Raw genomic sequence first — 19,662 nt, forward strand, 5'->3', positions numbered from 1 at the left:
CTTCACCGACTCGTCCTCTCTGATAAAAGGCGCCCGGGGTCCGGCTCGTCACCTCGGTCATGCGGAGATCTTAGGGAGACGGGATCAGTAAGGCACGAGTACTTGCTACTTGGACTTCGAGCCTGCGCTACGTGCGTGCGGTGTAGCCGCTGCGACAAAATAAGTGTGAAGTGCCATGCATGAGGGACCGACCGTGGAGCTGTGTGTAAGGGTCCAGGAGAACCGCCGGTTCATCTGGCGGACAGGGTCGGAGGTAGTGGAGGTCTTACGTAGTTTGGCCAGTACTCGTCCAGAGCCGACGCTGGCTCTAGGTGGTTCCCCGCGACAAAGCAGGTATCCGTCATCCGACGTCGGGTAAGTATTACGCGTGTGCTGGCTGTGCGGGCTTCCTAGGATGTGGGGAGTGTTCGTCTCAACGCCATTAAGGGTCTCCATGTTGCGGTCTCTCACAAGCTTTTTCATCGGTTGCGGCCGGATCATCCTGCCGCGATTCCCCCTGCTGCTCATGGTGGCGAGTGGCCTCGTCCGGGAGGTCATCGCCGCGCCCCATGGTGCGGGCGGTCACCAGGTGATTGGTGTGCTGGACGACGATCAGCTGCTCAAATCTGACCTTGATGCTGGGAGGCAAAGCGCATGAGAAGCAATAAACCGGGAAACCCTGAAGACTCCGATCTGGTGCTGGCGACTGAGCTCGCCGCGCAGGCCGGAAGGATGCTGTTGGAGCGTCGAAACACGGCGCTGCACCGAGGGCTGACAGCACCCCAGCTCAAGGCCGAAGGCGATGCACAGTCCCAGATGTTGATTAGCGCCGGGTTGAAAAAGTATCGGCCCGCCGACGCCGTGCTGTCGGAAGAGGCCGCGGACAGCGGAGATCGTGCCGTCGCGGAGCGGGTCTGGATCATTGACCCGCTGGATGGAACCCGTGAGTACGCAGAAGGACGCGATGACTGGGCTGTGCATGTGGCGCTGTGGTGTGGCGGCGATCTCACCGCCGGGGCTGTTGCGCTGCCTGGCCGGGGTGTGATCCTGGACAGCGGCGTCGCAACGATGCCGGTTCCGAAGGCGAACCGTCAGATCAGGATTGCCGTGTCCCGGAGTAGGCCGCCAGCTCTGGTCGGTGAGCTCGCTGAAGCACTCGATGCCGAGCTTGTTCCGATGGGATCGGCAGGCTACAAGGTGTGTGCCGTGGTCCGGGGAGAAGTCGACGCGTATGTGCACGCCGGCGGACAGTATGAATGGGACTCAGCCGCCCCGGTGGCCGTGGCCCGCAGTAGGGGTCTGCATGCTAGCCGGCTTGACGGCTCAGGCCTGAAATACAACCGGCCGGATCCGTATTTGCCCGACCTGCTAATTTGTCGACCGGACCTTGCGGAAATGCTGGTAGGCAGGCTGCAGCAAATTAACCATGTGGAATCAGTACAGTAAATCGGTCTCAAGAAGATGGGATGTGCAATATGATCCAGAACAAAGAAGCTCCTCGGTATAATCTTACGCAATTAAAGGCATTGGAATCCGAGGCAATCTATATAATCCGGGAAGTGGCTGCGGAACTAGAAAAGCCCGCACTTCTTTTCTCTGGTGGAAAAGATTCGATTGTCATGTTGCATCTTGCGGTCAAGGCTTTTACTCCGGCCCCATTGCCGTTCCCGGTGGTTCATATCGATACCGGTCATAACTTTGATGAGGTGTTGCAGTTCCGGGACGAAATGGTTAATCGAATCGGTGTTCAATTAGTGGTGGGGTCGGTGCAGGAAGCGATTGATCGGGGTCTGGTACAGGAGGAACCGAACGGGTCGAGGAATCGGATCCAGACCCCGGTCTTGCTGGAAACGGCAGAGAAAAACGGCTTCAACGCTCTGATGGGTGGAGCCCGTCGGGATGAGGAGAAGGCCCGGGCAAAAGAGCGCGTCTTCTCCTTCCGCGACGAGTTTGGTCAGTGGGATCCGAAAAATCAGCGCCCGGAGCTGTGGAACCTGTACAACACCAAAGTGCACCTGGGCGAGAGCATCAGGGTGTTCCCCATTTCGAACTGGACTGAGCTCGATATCTGGAGCTACATCTGTCATGAGCGGATCAAGGTGCCGTCCATCTACTACGCCCATCCGCGTGAGGTTTTCGAGCGGAACGGGATGCTCTTCGGCGTGCATCGTTTCTGCCGGCCCCAGCCAAACGAGAAGGTCTTCACCGAGACCGTACGCTACCGGACAGTCGGCGATGCCAGCCTGACAGCGGCGGTCAGGTCAGAGGCAACAACAGTGGATCAGATCATCGCCGAGGTAGCGGCGACACGGATCACCGAACGCGGAGCAACGCGCGGTGACGACCAGGTAAGCGAAGCGGCTATGGAAGACCGCAAGAAGGAAGGGTATTTCTGATGGATCTCTTACGCTTTGCAACAGCCGGGTCGGTCGATGATGGCAAGAGCACCCTGATCGGCCGGTTGCTCTACGATTCAAAATCCATTTTCAACGACCAGTTGGAGTCCATTGAGCGGACCAGCCGGGATCGCGGAGATGAGTACACAGATCTCGCCTTGCTGACTGATGGGCTGCGAGCTGAACGGGAACAGGGCATTACCATTGACGTTGCCTACCGGTATTTTGCGACACCGAAGCGCAAATTTATCATCGCGGACACCCCTGGGCATCTTCAGTACACCCGCAACATGGTCACTGGCGCCTCGACCGCTGACGTGGCGGTGGTGCTGGTGGACGCGCGCAAGGGACTTGTTGAACAGAGCCGGCGGCATGCTTTTCTGGTCTCGCTCCTCAGGGTGCCGCACCTGGTGCTGGCGATCAACAAAATGGACTTGGTGGACTGGTCGGAGGACGTCTACGACGCAATCCATGCTGAGTTCGTTGAGTTCGCCGCGAAACTCGAAATTACCGACCTGGCCGTGATTCCTGTTTCCGCGCTCAAAGGTGACAACGTGGTGACTCGGTCGGAGAATATGCCGTGGTACGAGGGTCCGTCCCTGATGCATCACCTGGAGAACGTTCATATTGCCAGCGACCGTAATCTGGTGGATGTGCGCTTCCCCGTGCAATATGTCATTCGCCCCCACCAGAAGCGCCACCACGACTACCGGGGGTATGCAGGGCAGGTGGCTGGTGGTGTGATGCGGCCGGGAGACGACGTCGTGGTGTTACCCAGCGGGCTGCCGTCGCGCATAGCATCCATTGAGACTGCCGATGGGCCGCTCACGGAAGCCTATGCCCCCATGTCGGTGGTGATACGGCTGGAGGATGACATGGATATTTCCCGGGGGGACATGATCTGTCGGGCACACAATCAGCCGACCGTATCCCAGGATATTGATGCGATGGTCTGCTGGATGAGCGACAAACCACTGCAGGTGGGACAGAAGCTCGCGATCAAACACACCACCCGCAGTGCACGTGCTTTGGTGAAAGACCTGCAGTACGAGCTGAACATCAACACACTGCACCGCAACCCAGGGGTGAGTTCGTTGTCGCTGAATGAGATCGGCAGGGTACGCCTTCGCACCACTTCACCGCTGCTCGCCGACGAATACCGGCGCAACCGTCAGACGGGCGGATTTGTCCTCATTGACGAGTTCAGCAACCACACAGTGGGCGCCGGGATGATTGTGGGCGCCGACTAGTCCAGGAGACAGTCATCAGACGCCAGCACCGGGGAGAGTTCCAGAGAGGTCTCCCCGGGACTGGTGTTGCCGACTGGCTGTCAGCCAGATCGGCGCGATGACTCGCTACATTGAATCGTGTCCGCTGTGGCGCTGAATGGCAGCCAGCACCAGGTCGACGGCGTCGCTCACGCCGGTCACGGAGGTGTCCACCGCGCAGTCAGGTTCCTGAGGCACTTCGTACGGTGAATCGATTCCCGTGAACTCGGGGATGAGTCCCGCCCGAGCTTTGGCGTAGAGACCCTTGCGGTCCCGCTGTTCACAGATGTCCATCGGCGTGCTCACATGCACCAGGAGAAAGCCGCCGACGGCTTCGGCCAGCTGCCGGACCTCCTGGCGGGTTGAATCATAGGGGGCAATCGGGGCGCAGACAGCAATACCGCCTGCACCAGCGATCTGGGCGGCCACCCACCCGATGCGCCGCACGTTCAGCTCCCGGTCAACCCGGGAAAAACCCAGCCCAGAGGACAACATTCTGCGGACCGAGTCCCCATCCAGCAGGGTCACGGGACGATCGTCAGTGCTCCGGAGGCGTTCGACTAGTTCGCGTGCCACTGTCGACTTTCCGGACCCGGAAAAGCCGGTGAACAAGACGACCAGGCCGCGCTGCCGGAGGGCGCCGGAGTCCGTATGCTGGGTGGGCCCCGTGTCCCCTGCTGCGAAGTCAAGAACCAGGTCCGCATCGATCTGCTGCAGGACGTGATGACGAAGGTCCCGCTGCCCGGCTTCGTGGCTCGGAGGTGCACCCGGGAGTACCAGAAGGCGCACCGTAGCACCAGTCACATGGCCTGCGCAGCGGAGCAGCCCGGCGATCAGATCCTGGCCAGCTCGACTCCCGGTCTGACTGCTGTCGATGATCGCCAACAGCACTAGAAGAGCGTTAATATCGCGGGCGTTTGATACTGCACGTGCCATGTCTTCGGCGGACGGGTCGGTGGTGAATACTGCGGCCACAATCTGCTGCGGTCTACCACCGGCTGGCCGGGGGAGTGGTTCGGTGAGGCGAAGGTGCCGGGCTGGCGGATGCTCGGCGGGTTGCAGCCGGACGAGGTCGCCAGCAAGATGAACAATCCCCGGCTCTTCCCTGAAGGCTGTAATCATGAGCCGCACCAGGGGGGTGCCGTCCGGGTCAGTCAACAGCATCGCGTTGCGATGCAGTGCTTCCCGGGCCAGAGCGACTGGGACCCCCAGCGTGAATTCCGCAGGCCACCCAGGCGGTCGCTGCTCAGGGAGGCAATACCCGTTGGCCGGCGCATAGAGTCCTCCGAGGAGGAGCTCAAGCTCGTCAAGCTTCGCCCCTTCCAACGCCAGGGCAGGCTCGGTGAGGAGGGTATTCCTAACACTCATGGCGATTCCTGCCCTCCCTGTCCGGTATTGCTGCCGGTTGCGGTCTCAGCGAGTCTGCGGGACTCTGCGCGCTGCCGCTTCTCGGTCCAGGCCAACGCGGGGAAACCGTAACGCCGCCGCAGGAACATCCACAGCACGGGAGCAACAAGTAGTGCCACGAGGAGGATCGTGCCCGTGGTGAGATTATCCACCCCAAGCATCTTCAGCGCCGAGGCGAGCAGGACGAACGCTAACGCACGCCGCACAAGTCCTCCGCTGAGGCGGGAGGACATCTGGGCGCCGAGATACACGCCGGGGATGCTACCGACTATCAGAGGCAACGTGATCCCGAAGTCCAACGAGCCGAAGAGCATGTGTCCCAACGCTGCGGCGGCCACCATGGGAACAGCCTGTAAAAGGTCAGTTCCCACCAGTTGGCTGGCTTTCAACCCGGGGTAGATCATCATGAGTCCAATAATGACGATCGACCCGGAACCAACGGAGGTCATGCCCACAATGAGGCCCCCTCCCACCCCTAGCAGAAGTGTCTGAAGGACCTTCGGCACGACCTCAGGCCGACCCTGCGGCTGTAGCGGTCCCGAGCCACTGCGGGTCCGGGCCCGTTCCACCAATCGCATGTAAGCCCGGACCACGAGCAGCACCGCCGTGATCATTAGGGCGATTCCGAGCGCCAACTTGATGCCAGCCTGAACGCTTTGGTCGTCTCCAAGGGCCTTCAATATCAAGACCCCACAAAATGCAGACGGAATTGAGCCAATGGCTAACCATTTAACCAATTGATGGTTAACGGTGCCCCGACGTAGATGAACGGCTGATCCAACCGGTTTCATTACGGCACTTGCCACCAAATCGCTGGAAACAGCAGTGAGCGGCGGAACGTTGAAAAAAAGCACAAGAATTGGGGTCATGAGAGCGCCCCCACCCATGCCTGTCAATCCGACAACAATCCCCACGCCGAATGCGGCGGCAACCATGGTTAGGTCCATAATTGAAGATTGTGTCATAGATAACAATGGTGAGAATAGGGGTGCACCGCAGGTTTTTTAGGAAACGTCGCGAGAGGCCCTGGAATTCATAGGATTTCGCCAGTGACTAAATTCGTCGGGCTACCAGGACCATTCCCAGCCGTATGATCCTTCGAACCCTCCAATGACGAATCCCGCGGATCCGCTACCTGCTGGCACGTCAAGCACAATAAGACCCTCAGCGTCGGTTTCCGGTTCGATCGGACTGGGAAGGAGATCATCGGGAGCTACACAGCCGGCACTGTTGCCCACCGGATCATCGACCGGTTGCCCGTCCGCATCCCACGCCTTGAATTCACGCGCTGACATAGCAAAATACGGCCAGCCAGAATCCACCAACTCAGGGTGCGCGGCTACGGAAAAGTGGAGTGCCACGAACTGACCATTGATACTCTCCTGGGGCGAGTCACCAGTGCACTGGAAGTCGACCTGTATTTCCTCAGCCTTCATGTCAGCGAAGGTGGTCCCAGAACCGTCGTCGAAGACACTCGCTTCTCCAACCGTTCCTGGCAAGTTCCCGTGATCATTGAGGTCCCTTTCCGGTACCGTGCCGGGGTCGGAGGGCTCGGGCTGAGGTGTAGCGGAGCTATTATCCTCGGTGCCCACAACGCTATCGGTGCCCTCAACGCTATCGGTGGCCTCCGGCGCGGAGGTGCTTTCCTCGCTGGGGGACGCTGCGGGTGTGCCGGTGGCGGTCGGGATCGATGATCCGGTCTGGGTGGGCAGACTGTCGGGGTCCATGCTGGTGGCGCCCGTGCAGCCTGTCAGGGTTAGGGCGAGTGCGATGGTGAGGAGGTGAGCGGAACGGTTCATCGTATTCTCCCGGATGATCGGTCGATGAGAAGTACTCCAAGCAGGCAGATGCGCTGATCCTAGCCCAATTGCGCATTAAGAGACAGCATGATCTTTCGGGTGGCCGCTGCCACCCAGAATTCGCTGAGCTAGCGGGACAGAGAGGGGGTGAGCTGACAGTTTCGTTCCGAGGTCAGGGCGGGACTATTGACGAAATCGCGGAAAGCTGAGAGTGCCTCTGGGGATGATCGGATACCAGTGTTTCCCACGCCCAGTTCCACACCCTCCGCGGTGACCCCGGGGTGGTCCCAGTACACAAGTGCGCGTAGCTTGGGTAGCCGGGAAAGCTTCTCCTCAGCCGAGTTGAAGAAACTTGCCTTGGAGTGAGGCCCACGGGGCTTTTCATCTACTCCCCACTCTGCCAGCATCTGAGGCTTGTCGGGATAATGCGCGGCAGCCCACTGATAGAACCCTGGCCAGGATCCACCGCTGGTCTGGTTGGCGAGCTGGAAGAGGTCCGGCGTCGTAGCCAGATCGAAAGCATAGGGATCCTGGGCAATCCAGTCAACGACGTCGTCGCCCGGATAGAGCTCCTCAAACCAAGGCTTTTCTGCCCACTTTTGGGTCCCTGTGTAGTTCATTACCGTGACGATCGTGTCGGGGTTTGACCGCGAGAGAACCTCGACGGTGTGGCGAAAGAAGTCGCGAAAATCGGCGGCGGTCTGGCCCGACTCCTCGTTTTCATCGACTTCGTCTTCCATCTCCGCGTTGAGGGAAAGGAAAAAGGGTTGGCCCGCTTCGCGCCGCAGATGGTCGCCAAGTTCAGCAAGATAAGGGTCGGCCGCGCCGTCCGCCACTTCCCGCCAGGTAAGGGAATCGGGTTTCCAGTTGAAAAACAGTATCCGTTCGTTACCGGGCTCGTCCTGCCGGTTCAACTCGGACTCAGTCGGGAACAGCGCATCCTGACCACGCTTGTAGTAGTGAACGATGTCCACCGACCTGCCCACCCGCTGTTCAAAACTGGTCAAGGCGGTGTCCCAGTTCTCCCCTCCATGGGGATTGGGGGCTACCCCAAAAAATACATCGCACCCGGCTGACGGTTTGGGAGGCGCACTGCAGGAGGTGACCAGGACCGAGAGAATCAGACCAAGCATCACGAGCGGACCTGGATGCCTCATTTTCCCTCGCTCTCATGGCTGAGAGTTCGATCCTAACCAGCAACTCAGGTTAATGCAGCAGGGTGGCCACCGAAATATGTCCGGTGGCCACCTACGCGGGAGCGCTGGTCCTCCTAGTCGAGGTAGCTCTTCCGCGGCGCAGTGAGGAAGTCGCTGGCGACGAAGTTCCTGAACGAGTCAAGGCTGGCCGTGGCAGAGTCGACTCGCGTGTCGCCAACAATCAATGGATTCCCTGACGTGTCGATGCCCGTGGAGTCCCAGTACACGACGGCCTTGATCTTCGGGTGCTGCGCGAGTTGGTCAGCGGCGGTGTCGAAGAAGTCCCGTTTGTAATTCGGGTACGCAGGATCCTCGTCTACCCCCCACTCCGCGAGCATTTGTGGCTTGTCGGGGTAGTTCGTTGCGGCCCAGTTGTAGAATCCTGGCCAGCCACCGTCGGTGCGATTCACCATGCCTTCGAAGTCGGTCAACCAGACTGGGGGTTTCCCGAACGCATACGGGTCTTGGGCGATCCAGTCAACGACGTCGTTTCCGGGGTAAAGGTCCTCGAACCAGGGCATTTCCCCCCATTTCTCTATCCCGGTGTAGTTCATGACCGTGACCGCATTGTCCACCCCGTTGCCTCGCAGTTCCTGCACGACGTGGCGGAAGAAGTTGCGGAAATCGGCCGGTGTCTGACCGGATCCCGAGGCCAGGTCCACCTCGTCTTCCATCTCGGCGTTGAGCGACAGGTAGAAGGGCTTATCAGCGTTCTGCTTCATGTGGGCGGCGAGGTCACGCAGGTAGCCGTCCGCGGCTCCGTCAGCGACCTGCCGCCAGGTCAGATCGGTCGGCTTCCAGTTGTAGAACAGGATGCGATTCTTTCCAGCCTCGTCCTGACGGTTCAGTTCGACCTCGTTAGGGAAGAGGGCGCTTTGACCACGCTTATAGTAGTGGGCGATATCCATGGTGCGCCCAGCGGTCTTCTCGAAGTTGACGAGGGCGGTATCCCAGCTTTCTCCAGCCAGCGGGTTCGCGCTTGCCCCAAACCAGCTACCGCAGCTGGGAACCAGGATGGCGGACACGCTGCACTCCTCCGCCCCGGGGTTCGGGGCGGGCTCAGGGACTGGCGCCGGGACGGGGGTCGGAGAGGGCGCAGGGGATGGTGCAGGGGATGGTGCAGGGGTCGGCGCGGGGGACGGCGATCCGGCGTCGGGAGTGTGGACGACTTTCGGTGTCAGCTCGGCGTTGCTTTCCCTCGAAGCGATCCGGCTGATGCCGTCGCCGTCGCGGGTCAGCGCAAATGACACGGTACCGTCGCCGGCCGGTTGAACGCCGGTCAGGGGAATGCTGACGGTCTGGGCACCTCCCGCCACCTCAAGACTTCCGACGAGGGAACCCAGAGTCGGTTCGTTGGTGGCAGTGATGCTCTGTTCGGTCCAGTCAGATTCAACCTGATGAACACGTAGGTCCCCGGCATCCCCACCGGTGATGGAGAGTTCAAGGTGCAGACCTGTTTCGGAGGCGTCAGCTAGCTGGCTGAACCGGATGTAGCCTGTTTTTTGATCCTGCACGTCCACACCAACCGCAATTTTGGTCGAGTTACCGCGGTTTTCGTTTGGCATCGTGGACACGGTGTAGGCGTCGGCCGTACTGGTTGCCGAAGTGGCAGCCTGGGCACTTGTGCCCGTTGCGAGGAGGGTGGCCGCAAGGGCGACAACCCCACCCGAGGCAGTCCAAATCCTGAGATGGTGATGTGGTGCGGGATGAGTGGCGGCTATGCCATATTTTGGCCGCAGTGAATGACTAACTTTTGTCATGGGTTTACTCCATTTCGGCTGCTTACCTGTCCCCAGCTAGCAAGTCGAAGCACCATAAGATCGTAGGTGATGGTTACAAAACCGTAACAAAGTTTACCCACTGGCTGAAACTGGCAGCCGATGTTACGGCTGGTTGTGCTCTGGTCCGCTGGCGGTTCTTGGAGCTGGCCCCACCAAAATAACCCGTCTCCGAAGCCACAGGAAAATGATGTAGGCCGCTGCAGGGACGGCCAATACGGTGATTTCGACCGCTGGGGGCACCGACGCGAGATGGTGGACCAGCCCGGGTACGGCACCGAAAAACGCTACCAAGGTAACGGCCACCCAGAGCAGCTCCTGCGATGCCGGAACTATGCCTAGCGAGCGGCGGACCTGGACAAAGCACAGGACGTTTTTGGTGATGATTGCTGCGGCCCACGCAATCGCTGCCCCCGTGATACCCATCGTCGGGACCAGCAGGAGACATCCGGCAACGTCCACGGCGAGTGCAGTGGTCGTATTGATCAGGGAAAGGCTGCTGCGCCCCGCCATTAGCAACAGGACGTCTAGCGGTCCCATTGCCGTTGCGAACAGCATCGCCACTGCGAGGATCTGGAGGCTGAGGCTGCCCGCGCCGTAGGGAGGGCCGAAGAGGAGGCGCAAAAAGAACTCAGCGTAAACAGCGATGATCAGATAGAGGGGCCAGGTGAGCAGGACAGTCCAGAGGGTTAGCCGGCGAGCCACCTGTTTGACGCCGTCGACGTCCTTGACGGCCAGTAGGCGCGCCAACTGAGGTTCACTAACCTGCTGCAGAGCGCTGCCGGCAAGTTGCCCAAGGACGAGGAACCGCGTCACAGCCGTATACAGCGCACCAGCGGCCGGTCCGGCCAGCACCACTACGATGGCAATATCAGCGCGTTGCAGTCCCACCTGAGCCAGCCGGGCCACACCCCGTGGCACGGTAAAGGCCCAGAACTCCGAGATGTTTGCTTTACTGTGAACCGAGCTTCCGCGGTCCAGTAGTCCTGGGGTAGCACGCACAATGAACCTCAGACTGCCCACCGCACAGAGCAGGCCTACCCCATACGGGGCAACCCAGGCGAGTGCCAGGTAGCCAGCGTCGGCGTTCATCCAGCCGGCATAAGCCACTGCCGCCAGTTGCAGGAGCGGCCGTAAGATCCGTTCGATCAAAATCGTGGGCCGCATCCGAGCCAGCCCGCGAGTAATAGCCAATATCAGCTCATAAGCGGCCGCTACTGGCAGGGCGATGGCGAAGACCATGATCATTTGGTGGGTTGTTGTTGCCCCGCTTTCCCCTGCCAGAAGGCGGCTCAAGGCCTCTGCAAGGAACAACCCGGCAACCATGACAACGAAGCTCACCGCTAGTGCTACTTTCAGGCCTCGCGATACCAGCTGGCGGTTGCTTCCGCCCTCGCCCCGCGCGCTATTCCAGGCGATGAACCGGACCAGGCCCTGGTCAACTCCCAGCTGGGACAAGGCCAGGGCGATCAGGAAGATGGAGGTCACCGCGAATAAGGACCCGGCGATCTCCAGACTCCACATCCGGGAGACCAGCACCACCAGGGTGAAATTCGCTAGCGCGGACAGGCCAGCGCCCAGCAGGTTAGCGCTGCCCGACCGTGCGATGGTGGCGATGGCAGTCTGCCCGTTGGAGCGGGCGGCTGCGGCTGGGGAAAGCCTTCGGATCCTCATGGACCCTCAGGTGTGTGACGAGTGCTGGGCGGCAGCTTCGGTCTGTTCCGGGTGAGGTGGGGTGTCGGACTTGTGCCCCCAGAGGTTGAAGATGGACCCGTTGACTGAGGATCGGTGCTTCCCCCGTTCGCGGGTGAGGAGTACACCTCCGACAATCGTGGTGCGGTCCTGGTCGAGCGTTTCCCTCGCGACAAGCACCTCGGCCAGGGTAGATCTGTCTTCCTCCACCACCAGCAGGATTGCTGCGGACTCCCGGGCCAGGACCCCGCCGAGGGCAGTGTTCACCGACGGCCCAACGACGAGCACTAACCCGGTACTGCACAAATCTCTGAAGACTGTCTCCAGAGAAGGATCCCAGACCAGGGACTCTAGCCGTTCCACCTGAGTACCAGGACCCAGTATCGTGACATTCTCACTCACCCGGACTCCAATCCGGCGCGCCTCAGTGGGCTGGCAGCGCCCGGACAGCAGGTCGGTGAAGCCTGGCGCCGAGGAATCCAGGTCGTGAGGGGCTTCAGCTGTTGCCAGCACCAGCGTGACCGGAGCGCCCGCCTCGGCCAAGGTGTCGGCAATCCCGGCCGCCACTTCCCAAGCCGGGGTCATGCCGGAAACGCCTGCAACCATGAGAGCGCCGTCCGGCAGGGAAATGAACTGGTGCAGGCTGTTGGTGAGGCGATGGTAGTTTTCGCGTGCACTCTCATCAGCTGGACCGCTTCCCCGGCTGACAGCTCCCAGAAAGGGTGAAACGCCCGCGGCTGACAGGTCGTCGCGGTCGTGGATCCTCTTGTCGGTGCGTTCGCGAATGAGTGTGAGCGCGATGCCGAGGAGCACTGCCATAGCCAGGATGCCAGCACCAATCAGCAGGGGATGCACACCATCGCGAACCGGCGGAAGAGGCGCTGGGCTGATGATGTCTCCCGGTCTGATTGAGGTGGTGGCCGCATCCGTTTGATCCAGCCGCACCTGGGCAAGCTGGTTTGCGTACAAAATGACCTGCTGTTCCAAATCGAGTGCTTCAGCCTCGCCGGCGTTCCCCGCAGCTATGGCAGCATTGAGTGCTTCAGACGCCTGGTTAAGGAGCGCGGAAATCGATTCCAGCTGCTGATCGCTGAGCTCGGATTGCGCTTCGACCACGCGGGTCGCACGTTCCCTTCGATACTGCAGGTACGCCTCTGCTAAAGCCTGCGATCCAGCCTGAGCCAGCTCCGGGGAGTTTTCGGTATAGGTAATCTGAACCACCTGAGAATTTGACGGCACCTGAGTGACGACTTTGTCCCGAATTGTGCTTCCGAGGTCAAACCCGAGGGTCGTCCCGATGCCCGTCGCCAGATCCACAACAGCATCGGTGTAGACCAAGCCAGCTTCAGTGGTCAGCGCAGCCAATTGCTCGGGGCGAGACGATGGAGTTGCAGGGGAATACGGATTGCCTGCTAAAGGCTCAAGGAACACAGTGCTGGTGGATGAGTACTGCGCGGTGTTGATGCCCACATAGCTGGCGGCCGCCAGCAGGCCGATGACGATCACCGAGGCGAGCACGCGCCAGTGCCGCCTCATCGATCGGCTGAAGAAGGCAGGGCGAGCGGATGACTGATCCAACATAGTAATTCCCCACAAGTTCTCGTGCCGAAAGACCAGAGCGTGACTGTTGCACCAGTCTGACATAGGAATGCTGCAATTAGTCCGGAAGACGGGCAATAAAAAACGGGGCCATTCGACCCCCTTGACAATGGGCCGACGATTTCCTCTTGACAATGCCGAACATACTGAATAAACACGAAAGGTCGCGGCGTGCGCCGCGAGGATGGGGGTAGTGGCTCGTCATGATGAACAGGGAATGGATCCCGGAGGGGTCGCGTGGTAAGGACCTGGATGCCTCGGAGCAGCCACCGGCGGTGCTGATGCTGGGCGGTTTTGGTCGCAGCGGGTCCACCCTGCTGGAGCGCTGTCTGGCCGAATGCCCGGGAGTGGTTGGGCTGGGGGAGGTTCTGCACCTGTGGGAACGCGGGCTCCGCGACGATGAACTGTGTGGCTGCTCACTGCCATTCTCCGACTGTCCGTTCTGGACCGGGGTGGGCGAGTATGCCTATGGGGGATGGGAAAGCCTTGATTCTTCCCTTGCCGTGGAGGACCGGACCGCGGTGGTCCGAAACCGGTACCTTCCTGAATTGGTCACCGGCCTTACCTTTCCTACCCGAAGGAGGCAGCGGCAGAGACTACTCGACCGGCTCGACGCCTTGTATCGGGCGGCCCGGAAGGTTGGCGCCGCACAGCTCATCGTCGACTCCAGCAAACACCCGGCCTACGCCTACCTCCTGCGCCGGGCTTCCGTGCAGTTGAAGTGTGTGCTGGTGGTGAGGGACCCACGAGGGGTGGCCTATTCCTGGGCGAAGGTCGTCAAGCGCCCCGAAGCCGGTTCGTCGGACGCCTACATGCCACGGTATTCCACTGCTGCGGCCGTCGCCAACTGGGCAGCCTATGGATTGCTGTTCCATGCCCTGACGCTGTTGCGGGTACCCGTGAAGACAGTTCACTATGAAGACTTCATGGCTCATCCCCGCCGGGTCGTTGATGAGATCCTGTCCTTTGCCGGTGTTGATGCCACAGACACATCGCACATCCAAGACGACGCCGTCACCTTATCGAAGCATCACACAGTGGCCGGGAATCCCATGCGATTCCGGACCGGGCGACTGGAAATCCGCAAAGACTCGGTCTGGCAGGAGCAGATGCCGTTGCGTGACCGGCGTCTTGCAGGGCTGATCAGTCTGCCGCTACGGTTCGCCTACCGTCTGCAGCAGAGCCACCAGCGTCCCCAGGAGAAATCTAAGCGCATCTAGATGCCACGGCCACGGGCATTCAGGGTCCTCAGAATGGTCTCGGGTTTGACCAGGTTGAGGGTCATTGCGAGGGCCAAATAGGCTCGTGGCTCAAGTACGCTGTGGGACAGCGAGGTGGCGGCCATCCGGCGGGCAGCAGCACGCTGGTTGCCTAACGCGGCCAGTGCGAACGCCCGCTGACCCTCCATCCATGCCGCCCCGCGCCGATTCGCCCTGATCGACGGATGCTTGTTCATCAGGTAGCCGACTCCGTCCGACATGGCCTGCCACTGTTGGGAGAAATAGGAGCCCTTGGGGTGCCAGAGGACGTCCACCGTGACCTCTGGCAAAACCGCTATCCGGCCCTGCTGCGCTGCCCGGAGGAGGAGGTCATAGTCCTCGCCGTAGCCGTAGGGTAGCTCCTCATCGACAAGCCCGACGTTGGCCAGCAGATGCTCTCGCTGGAAGAGGAAGGTGGACGGATGAGCGCCCGTCAGACGACTGCCGGAAAGCCCGTCCTCGGTGACGCTTACGACCGCCGGGATGCGCGTACTGCACCTCTCGCCGTAATGGACGTCAATCCCGCTGACGCAGCCGGTGGCGTCCTGATCACGCAGGGCGCTGATCTGGCGTTGCAGCTTGTCACCACGCCACAGGTCGTCGTCGTCACAGAACGCAACGAGAGGCGCCGTCGCTGCCAACAGCCCGGTATTCCGGGATCCGGGTAGTCCGGGGGTACGCCTGTTGCTCATGACCCGGATTGGACGGGAGGTGGAGGTCCGTGCCAGGTCAGCACGTTCGGTGCTGCGGTCATACACCACCGTGATGCGCACCATACCCGGGTAGTCCTGTCCCAGGATGCTGTCAATGGTCTGCAGGAGCAGCTCGTGCCGATCTCGTGTGGCGATGATGACGTCTACCGCGCTGTTCGCGCTGCTGGCGATGCTATGCATAACAAACTAGCCGATCTGTCGGAGCGTTGGTGATCTTGGGGGGAGCGATTTGCGGAGTGGGTTCGATACCGAACGGTGGGCACGCCGACCAATCGGTAGCCAGCGATCGAGGGCCGCGTTGAGGAGGGCCGCGACGATTAGGCCGACGGCAACCGCGGATGCGGTGTGGACCGGCAATCCTGCGCGGCCGCTATCCGTGGGAATGGGATCGATATGGGAAATGTATCCGGGCTCCAATTCCTTAATCGAAAGAGCGGTGAGTTCTGTTTGAAGCGCCACCCGTTCGGCAGTCAGTGCTGCCGTTGATTCGGCGGCGTTGTCGTCGGTGAGCACCACACTGGTGCTGAGCTGATCGAGGCTGAGATCCACTGACTCGATCTGGGCCCGGATCGAGTCGGCCCGGGTATTGTCGGCGGCCAGTAGGGAGGAGCGCCGGGCCGCCAGGAATTGTTCAGCGAGCGCGTTGGCGGCCTGGTGGGCCTCATCGGGCTGTAATGACGAAACGTAGATCCGCAGGATGCGTGAGTTGATGAGTGGCGAAATCGTCATATCGTTCAGTAGTCCACTGGAGCGGCCGGGGTAGGACAGTGAGCGGGCCGTCTCTCCCAGCACCCGGTCGGAGAGGAGCACCTGGACTGCCGAGTCGATCGACACGTCTGCGGGTCGGGAAGCTTCGCCAGCGAGGTCGGACACCGCTAGGACCACCACGTCGGTGCGCGCGGTATAGCGCGGCTCGTTACCGAAAAATACCAGCAGCCCGATGATCAGCGATGTTGCCAGTACCGAGATGTACAGCACAATTTTGCGTCTGGAGGGGGGAGGCCAGCTCCGAAGAGGAGTCATTGTTGCCAGCTCGGAACGTATCCGAGCAACCGGACGAGCCGTTTATCCTCCTCGGCGAACTGCTCTGCCAGCCATCGCCGGGTCTGCTCCGGCATCGGGGTGCTCGGCCGTGAATTGGTATGGACCGGCATCTCGGGCCACCAGTCGCCAATGTTGAGATGCCGGAGGAGGAGGGGCCATTGCGATAGTCCCGCGGATAGGAAAGCATCAGCGTCCAGGACCAGCACCTGTTCCCGCCCGACGGCCGCGAACATCCGTTCCAGTTGCCCGGCGTAGCAGCCCCGCGCCACATAGGCGTGGTGCTGATGGGAAAACGACTGGTAGGTAGGGTCGGCAATGATGCGTTCTTCCTCACCTGCCAGTCGCTGCGGTTCCCGCTTCAGGGCCTCCTCGAAGCTCAGGTCCTCGAACCCGCGCCCCCGTTCTTGCTTATAGGCGGAGAAGGCGCGTTCCACCGGGTCCCGCAGGAGAATGATCACCTTCACCGGTCCCAGTTCGGCAGCTATGCGGGTTGCCGCCAGCGGATGGAACATGTAATACGGGCTCGCCTCACCGGTGATCAGGCGGTCGGCCATCCGCGGCCGTTTGAACGGAAAATGGGCGGCATAAAACTTGGTGCCCCGCTGAAACCTGTCGGCAGTGTCGAAGTAGTGAATACCCTTGTTGAGCAAGGGAGGCTGGACCTGTGGGTGCTCCGCCAGCATCCGGAACACGCTCGTGGTTGCGCACCGCTGGGCTCCTGCGATCAGGAATGAAGGGCGCATCCTGAAATCTGCGCCGAGCTGTCCAGCCGACGTGGCAGCGGACCGTGCGTAGTCACGGGCCGACTCCCGGAGGTAGTTTTTCAGCGTCATGATGGCTTCTTCCTTTCGGGGCTCCGGAGCAAGGCCGAGTATTCGCCGACTTGCAGCTGGTCCGCGAGCACCCTCTGGTGCCAACGTGCCAGGGATTGCACCGGCTGTCCCTGCTCGGTATGGCTGTCCGCGGTGAACCGCGCTGCAATGGTCAACAGATAACCCATAGTGATGGCCCTCAGGAGCAGGGGATCATCCGCGTAGCGGACCGTGGCTGGTTCACAGCGCAGCACGGCGCTGAGCGCCGGCCGGCTGAGGTCATCCAACGCTGCCCTGGCTGCAGCTGTGTCACCGCGGCGGCGCAATACCTGATGGGCTAAATAGTGCACGATGTCACAGCCAACGGGGATGTCGGCGCTGAATCGTTCCCAGTCCCAGATCATCGGCACAGTCGAGGTACGCGCGAGATTCCAGGCTCCGAAATCCCCGTGCCAGGCCCCAAAGGGGAGCTCGACATCGCCATACAAGTCGAGATAACGGTCAAGCATTTCCGTCAGCAGCCCATCATCAGTGTTCCTGAACGGCTCGATCACCGACGAGAGCCGGGCCACCCAGGGGCTGGACCCAATGGGGATGATCTGAACGCCGGACACGGCAGCGATCTGCGCCGCGGCCGCCAAGGGGGGCTGGGGCTTCCGCTGGGGCCTATCCGGTCGCAGCGAGGACATGATCAGCACCTCATGGTCCCGCCAGGCCCCATGGTGCAGCACCCTGGGCGCGCTGAACGCGGTGGGTCGCCCTGCCGCCAGGAACTTCAGGACCGTCCCTTCATGATGGACCAGCTGGTTGGTCAAGGCGCTCAAACCGACCTTCGCAAACCCAATCTCCGTTCCATCGGGTCGATGGATGTTAAGGATGGGCTTGCGGTTCGCGCGCGCTGAGCCGACCATCAGCGAGATCAGGACTGGTTCCCCGAGCACTTCCTGCAGATAGTCGCTGATGCTATCGGGTGCAGCGTGCACTGATACCCCGAACGGCATGGCCGCTGAGCCGAGCCTGGTGGACAACAGGCCCGATAGCATCCGGCGCGGCGCCGAGCGCCACACCGTGTCATTGGCGCTGGGCCGGTCCACTGCACTGGCAGCAGCGCGGGGCGAACCAGCCGGTACTAGCATGCGAGGGCGGCGTGCGTTTGGTACCAGCCGGAACTGGACGTCCCTGCCTGTCACCAGGCCTGTTTCGACCGAAGCCTCGGGATGCAGGATTTCAACGGTGGAGAGCAGGTCTGCCAACTGCTGGCTTCGGGTAGTAATTCTCATGCGATGGACTCCTTCGGCGGCGGGTGAGGACTACCTGCATCCTCCCGCTGTTGTTCAAAGCGCCACAGTAAACCGAGGCATATCATCAGCGTCATGAGTGGGGAAGCGATGGTGTCGTAGAAGGGCATGACACAGATGAAGAACAGCACAGGGTAGAACAGCACCGAGGCTGTCGGATCTGAACTGACGAGCGCGGGAAGCGAGCGCCGGACCACGAAGTACAGGAAGAGCACCAAGCCTAGGAATCCGGTAGCGAAAATCAGGTACCAGAGGGTCCCCTGAGTGCCCAGCTGCGGGGGCGCACACTGGTGGCATTCCGCGGTGGCGCCCCCGGCAACCGAGTAAAAATTACTCTGCCGGGAACGAGGCGCTCCGAACCCAATGATCGGCGAATAGGTGATCGCCACCTCCAGCACCGTGTCTGCCAGGTTGGACCGTCCCGCATCGCTGTGTGGATTATCCAGTCGCGCAAGGATGAGGTCCGCCAACGGGGTCAGAAGGAGCACCAGATACCCAACGGTTCCCGCGACACCGAAGCTGATCATGGCCAGCCATCTGCCCTTCACTGCGAGGTGAATACTTGCGAACCCCGCGGTGATCAGGAGGGCCAACCACAACCCTCGGTTCAACGTGAAGATTGCCGGCGGAATGGCCGCGACCAGAATGATCACAAAAAGAACCCGTTGGAAGGCGTTCTTTGTATAGCGGTACGACAGGAAAAAGAACGGGAGGAACATCCCGAAGTTGGCGCCCCAGGAGTTGGCGTATTCGAACGGAGCCTTCGGTCGCGGTGTCTCGTATCCCAAAATACTCTGGATCTGGGCCAGGCCAGGATGAATGAGGTTGTTGAGGAAGGTGTTGGATGCCAGAGATTCAGGAAGCGCTACCTCCAGCAGCGACGGAAAGTCGATCCGGGACAGGAACTGCCCGGCGTACCCGCCGACAACCGTGATCACGAACATCCACGCCATGAGGAGGATGACCCGCCTGGTCGGGAGTTCCTTCTCCGTGCTGTTGCCAATGAACAGCAAAACGATGGTGACGGCGATGAACCACGCGACGCGATAGGCCCAGGGCAGGATACGTCCGGGGCCGGATTCAGGGAGTAGGCCGGGGACAGGTTCCCACAGCACAAAAAAGCCGAGCACGACGACGGCAAGAAACAGGAGCCAGACGCCGAATCCCGGTGGAACGTCGAACGCCCGCCGGCGTAGCAGCTGGTAGCCGAGGGGAACCGCGAGGAGAAGGAACCCAAGGACGCCAAACCCGAGCAGCCACCAGAACGGGAAACCGGCCAGAAACACGACGAGTGGCCAGGATGATCCAAGCGAGGGGAACAGGTGGGATCCCGCCCGTGCGCCTAAACGCGCCGGACGCTGCTCTCTTGTCCCCAGATCCAAGATGTGCCTCTAGTTTTCAGTTGATCGACTCTCAGTGATC

At 61.0% G+C, this 19,662-nt stretch carries 17 protein-coding genes; 5 read left to right on the forward strand and 12 right to left on the reverse strand.

Annotated features, from left to right (window positions below):
- Positions 1-433 precede the first annotated feature (433 nt).
- From ABD059_RS08320 to cysN, 4 genes are read left to right on the forward strand one after another with little or no spacing between them, the layout of a single operon-like run.
- A complete protein-coding gene (locus tag ABD059_RS08320; RefSeq protein ID WP_343878933.1) occupies positions 434-637 on the forward strand; it encodes a hypothetical protein in 204 nt (67 codons plus the stop codon).
- Positions 634-1,425: a 3'(2'),5'-bisphosphate nucleotidase CysQ gene (locus ABD059_RS08325; RefSeq protein WP_343878934.1), complete on the forward strand. Its 792-nt coding sequence runs from the start codon at positions 634-636 to the stop codon at positions 1,423-1,425. Before ABD059_RS08320 ends, ABD059_RS08325 begins: the two co-directional genes overlap by 4 nt.
- 29 nt (positions 1,426-1,454) lie before the next feature.
- Positions 1,455-2,375 carry a sulfate adenylyltransferase subunit CysD gene (cysD, locus tag ABD059_RS08330; protein ID WP_343878935.1) on the forward strand — a complete coding sequence of 307 codons (921 nt, stop codon included), beginning with the start codon at positions 1,455-1,457 and terminating at the stop codon, positions 2,373-2,375.
- Positions 2,375-3,625: a sulfate adenylyltransferase subunit CysN gene (cysN, locus tag ABD059_RS08335; RefSeq protein ID WP_343878936.1), complete on the forward strand. Its 1,251-nt coding sequence runs from the start codon at positions 2,375-2,377 to the stop codon at positions 3,623-3,625. Before cysD ends, cysN begins: the two co-directional genes overlap by 1 nt.
- A 105-nt stretch (positions 3,626-3,730) precedes the next feature.
- Here cysN and cysC read toward each other — a convergent pair whose 3' ends face one another.
- From cysC to ABD059_RS08370, 7 genes are all read right to left on the reverse strand, one after another.
- The gene (gene cysC / locus ABD059_RS08340) at positions 3,731-5,011 is read right to left on the reverse strand and encodes an adenylyl-sulfate kinase (RefSeq protein WP_343878937.1); all 1,281 of its coding nucleotides are present in this window, start codon (positions 5,009-5,011) and stop codon (positions 3,731-3,733) included.
- Entirely contained in the window at positions 5,008-6,015 is a 1,008-nt protein-coding gene (locus ABD059_RS08345) for a sulfite exporter TauE/SafE family protein (protein WP_343878938.1), read from the reverse strand. The genes cysC and ABD059_RS08345 overlap by 4 nt, the downstream gene beginning before the upstream one ends.
- 102 nt (positions 6,016-6,117) lie before the next feature.
- Positions 6,118-6,849 (reverse strand): hypothetical protein, encoded by a 732-nt coding sequence (locus ABD059_RS08350; protein ID WP_343878939.1) that lies wholly within the window; start codon positions 6,847-6,849, stop codon positions 6,118-6,120.
- Positions 6,850-6,977: 128 nt separating this feature from the next.
- Positions 6,978-8,006: a glycoside hydrolase family 26 protein gene (locus tag ABD059_RS08355; RefSeq protein ID WP_343878940.1), complete on the reverse strand. Its 1,029-nt coding sequence runs from the start codon at positions 8,004-8,006 to the stop codon at positions 6,978-6,980.
- A 113-nt stretch (positions 8,007-8,119) separates the two neighbouring features.
- On the reverse strand, positions 8,120-9,805 hold the full coding sequence (locus tag ABD059_RS08360) for a CBM96 family carbohydrate-binding protein (protein ID WP_343878941.1): 1,686 nt from the start codon (positions 9,803-9,805) through the stop codon (positions 8,120-8,122).
- Positions 9,806-9,928: 123 nt separating this feature from the next.
- Positions 9,929-11,497, reverse strand: coding sequence for an oligosaccharide flippase family protein (locus ABD059_RS08365; RefSeq protein WP_343878942.1), 1,569 nt, complete (start codon positions 11,495-11,497; stop codon positions 9,929-9,931).
- Positions 11,498-11,503: 6 nt separating this feature from the next.
- On the reverse strand, positions 11,504-13,096 hold the full coding sequence (locus tag ABD059_RS08370; RefSeq protein ID WP_343878943.1) for a hypothetical protein: 1,593 nt from the start codon (positions 13,094-13,096) through the stop codon (positions 11,504-11,506).
- A 221-nt stretch (positions 13,097-13,317) separates the two neighbouring features.
- Here ABD059_RS08370 and ABD059_RS08375 point away from each other — a divergent pair, with 221 nt between their 5' ends.
- Positions 13,318-14,334 (forward strand): sulfotransferase, encoded by a 1,017-nt coding sequence (locus ABD059_RS08375; protein WP_343878944.1) that lies wholly within the window; start codon positions 13,318-13,320, stop codon positions 14,332-14,334.
- Here ABD059_RS08375 and ABD059_RS08380 read toward each other — a convergent pair.
- Genes ABD059_RS08380 through ABD059_RS08400 form a run of 5 tightly spaced genes read right to left on the reverse strand, consistent with a single transcriptional unit; the run spans position 14,331 to position 19,622 of the window.
- Positions 14,331-15,266: a glycosyltransferase family 2 protein gene (locus tag ABD059_RS08380; RefSeq protein WP_343878946.1), complete on the reverse strand. Its 936-nt coding sequence runs from the start codon at positions 15,264-15,266 to the stop codon at positions 14,331-14,333. The two genes, ABD059_RS08375 and ABD059_RS08380, sit on opposite strands and share 4 nt — an antisense overlap.
- A gap of 6 nt (positions 15,267-15,272) precedes the next feature.
- Positions 15,273-16,109, reverse strand: coding sequence for a GumC domain-containing protein (locus tag ABD059_RS08385; protein WP_343878948.1), 837 nt, complete (start codon positions 16,107-16,109; stop codon positions 15,273-15,275).
- A complete protein-coding gene (locus ABD059_RS08390; RefSeq protein WP_343878950.1) occupies positions 16,106-16,963 on the reverse strand; it encodes a sulfotransferase in 858 nt (285 codons plus the stop codon). Before ABD059_RS08390 ends, ABD059_RS08385 begins: the two co-directional genes overlap by 4 nt.
- Positions 16,960-18,222, reverse strand: a complete 1,263-nt coding sequence (locus ABD059_RS08395) for a hypothetical protein (protein ID WP_343878952.1) — start codon at positions 18,220-18,222, stop codon at positions 16,960-16,962. Before ABD059_RS08395 ends, ABD059_RS08390 begins: the two co-directional genes overlap by 4 nt.
- The gene (locus ABD059_RS08400) at positions 18,219-19,622 is read right to left on the reverse strand and encodes a hypothetical protein (RefSeq protein WP_343878954.1); all 1,404 of its coding nucleotides are present in this window, start codon (positions 19,620-19,622) and stop codon (positions 18,219-18,221) included. The genes ABD059_RS08395 and ABD059_RS08400 overlap by 4 nt, the downstream gene beginning before the upstream one ends.
- Positions 19,623-19,662: the final 40 nt, after the last annotated feature.

It is taken from the genome of Arthrobacter flavus (genome assembly GCF_039526005.1).
Classification (GTDB): Bacteria; Actinomycetota; Actinomycetes; order Actinomycetales; family Micrococcaceae; genus Arthrobacter_D; species Arthrobacter_D flavus.

What these genes read in the sequence shown, in the direction of transcription:
- ABD059_RS08360 (WP_343878941.1), bottom strand. Translation starts at nt 9,805, where the DNA reads ATGACAAAAGTTAGTCATTCACTGCGGCCAAAATATGGCATAGCCGCC.
- cysN (WP_343878936.1), top strand. Translation starts at nt 2,375, where the DNA reads ATGGATCTCTTACGCTTTGCAACAGCCGGGTCGGTCGATGATGGCAAG.
- ABD059_RS08320 (WP_343878933.1), top strand. Translation starts at nt 434, where the DNA reads ATGTTGCGGTCTCTCACAAGCTTTTTCATCGGTTGCGGCCGGATCATC.
- ABD059_RS08390 (WP_343878950.1), bottom strand. Translation starts at nt 16,963, where the DNA reads ATGACGCTGAAAAACTACCTCCGGGAGTCGGCCCGTGACTACGCACGG.
- ABD059_RS08365 (WP_343878942.1), bottom strand. Translation starts at nt 11,497, where the DNA reads ATGAGGATCCGAAGGCTTTCCCCAGCCGCAGCCGCCCGCTCCAACGGG.
- ABD059_RS08350 (WP_343878939.1), bottom strand. Translation starts at nt 6,849, where the DNA reads ATGAACCGTTCCGCTCACCTCCTCACCATCGCACTCGCCCTAACCCTG.
- ABD059_RS08395 (WP_343878952.1), bottom strand. Translation starts at nt 18,222, where the DNA reads ATGAGAATTACTACCCGAAGCCAGCAGTTGGCAGACCTGCTCTCCACC.
- cysD (WP_343878935.1), top strand. Translation starts at nt 1,455, where the DNA reads ATGATCCAGAACAAAGAAGCTCCTCGGTATAATCTTACGCAATTAAAG.
- cysC (WP_343878937.1), bottom strand. Translation starts at nt 5,011, where the DNA reads ATGAGTGTTAGGAATACCCTCCTCACCGAGCCTGCCCTGGCGTTGGAA.
- ABD059_RS08325 (WP_343878934.1), top strand. Translation starts at nt 634, where the DNA reads ATGAGAAGCAATAAACCGGGAAACCCTGAAGACTCCGATCTGGTGCTG.
- ABD059_RS08375 (WP_343878944.1), top strand. Translation starts at nt 13,318, where the DNA reads ATGATGAACAGGGAATGGATCCCGGAGGGGTCGCGTGGTAAGGACCTG.
- ABD059_RS08355 (WP_343878940.1), bottom strand. Translation starts at nt 8,006, where the DNA reads ATGAGGCATCCAGGTCCGCTCGTGATGCTTGGTCTGATTCTCTCGGTC.
- ABD059_RS08380 (WP_343878946.1), bottom strand. Translation starts at nt 15,266, where the DNA reads ATGCATAGCATCGCCAGCAGCGCGAACAGCGCGGTAGACGTCATCATC.
- ABD059_RS08370 (WP_343878943.1), bottom strand. Translation starts at nt 13,096, where the DNA reads ATGTTGGATCAGTCATCCGCTCGCCCTGCCTTCTTCAGCCGATCGATG.
- ABD059_RS08345 (WP_343878938.1), bottom strand. Translation starts at nt 6,015, where the DNA reads ATGACACAATCTTCAATTATGGACCTAACCATGGTTGCCGCCGCATTC.
- ABD059_RS08385 (WP_343878948.1), bottom strand. Translation starts at nt 16,109, where the DNA reads ATGACTCCTCTTCGGAGCTGGCCTCCCCCCTCCAGACGCAAAATTGTG.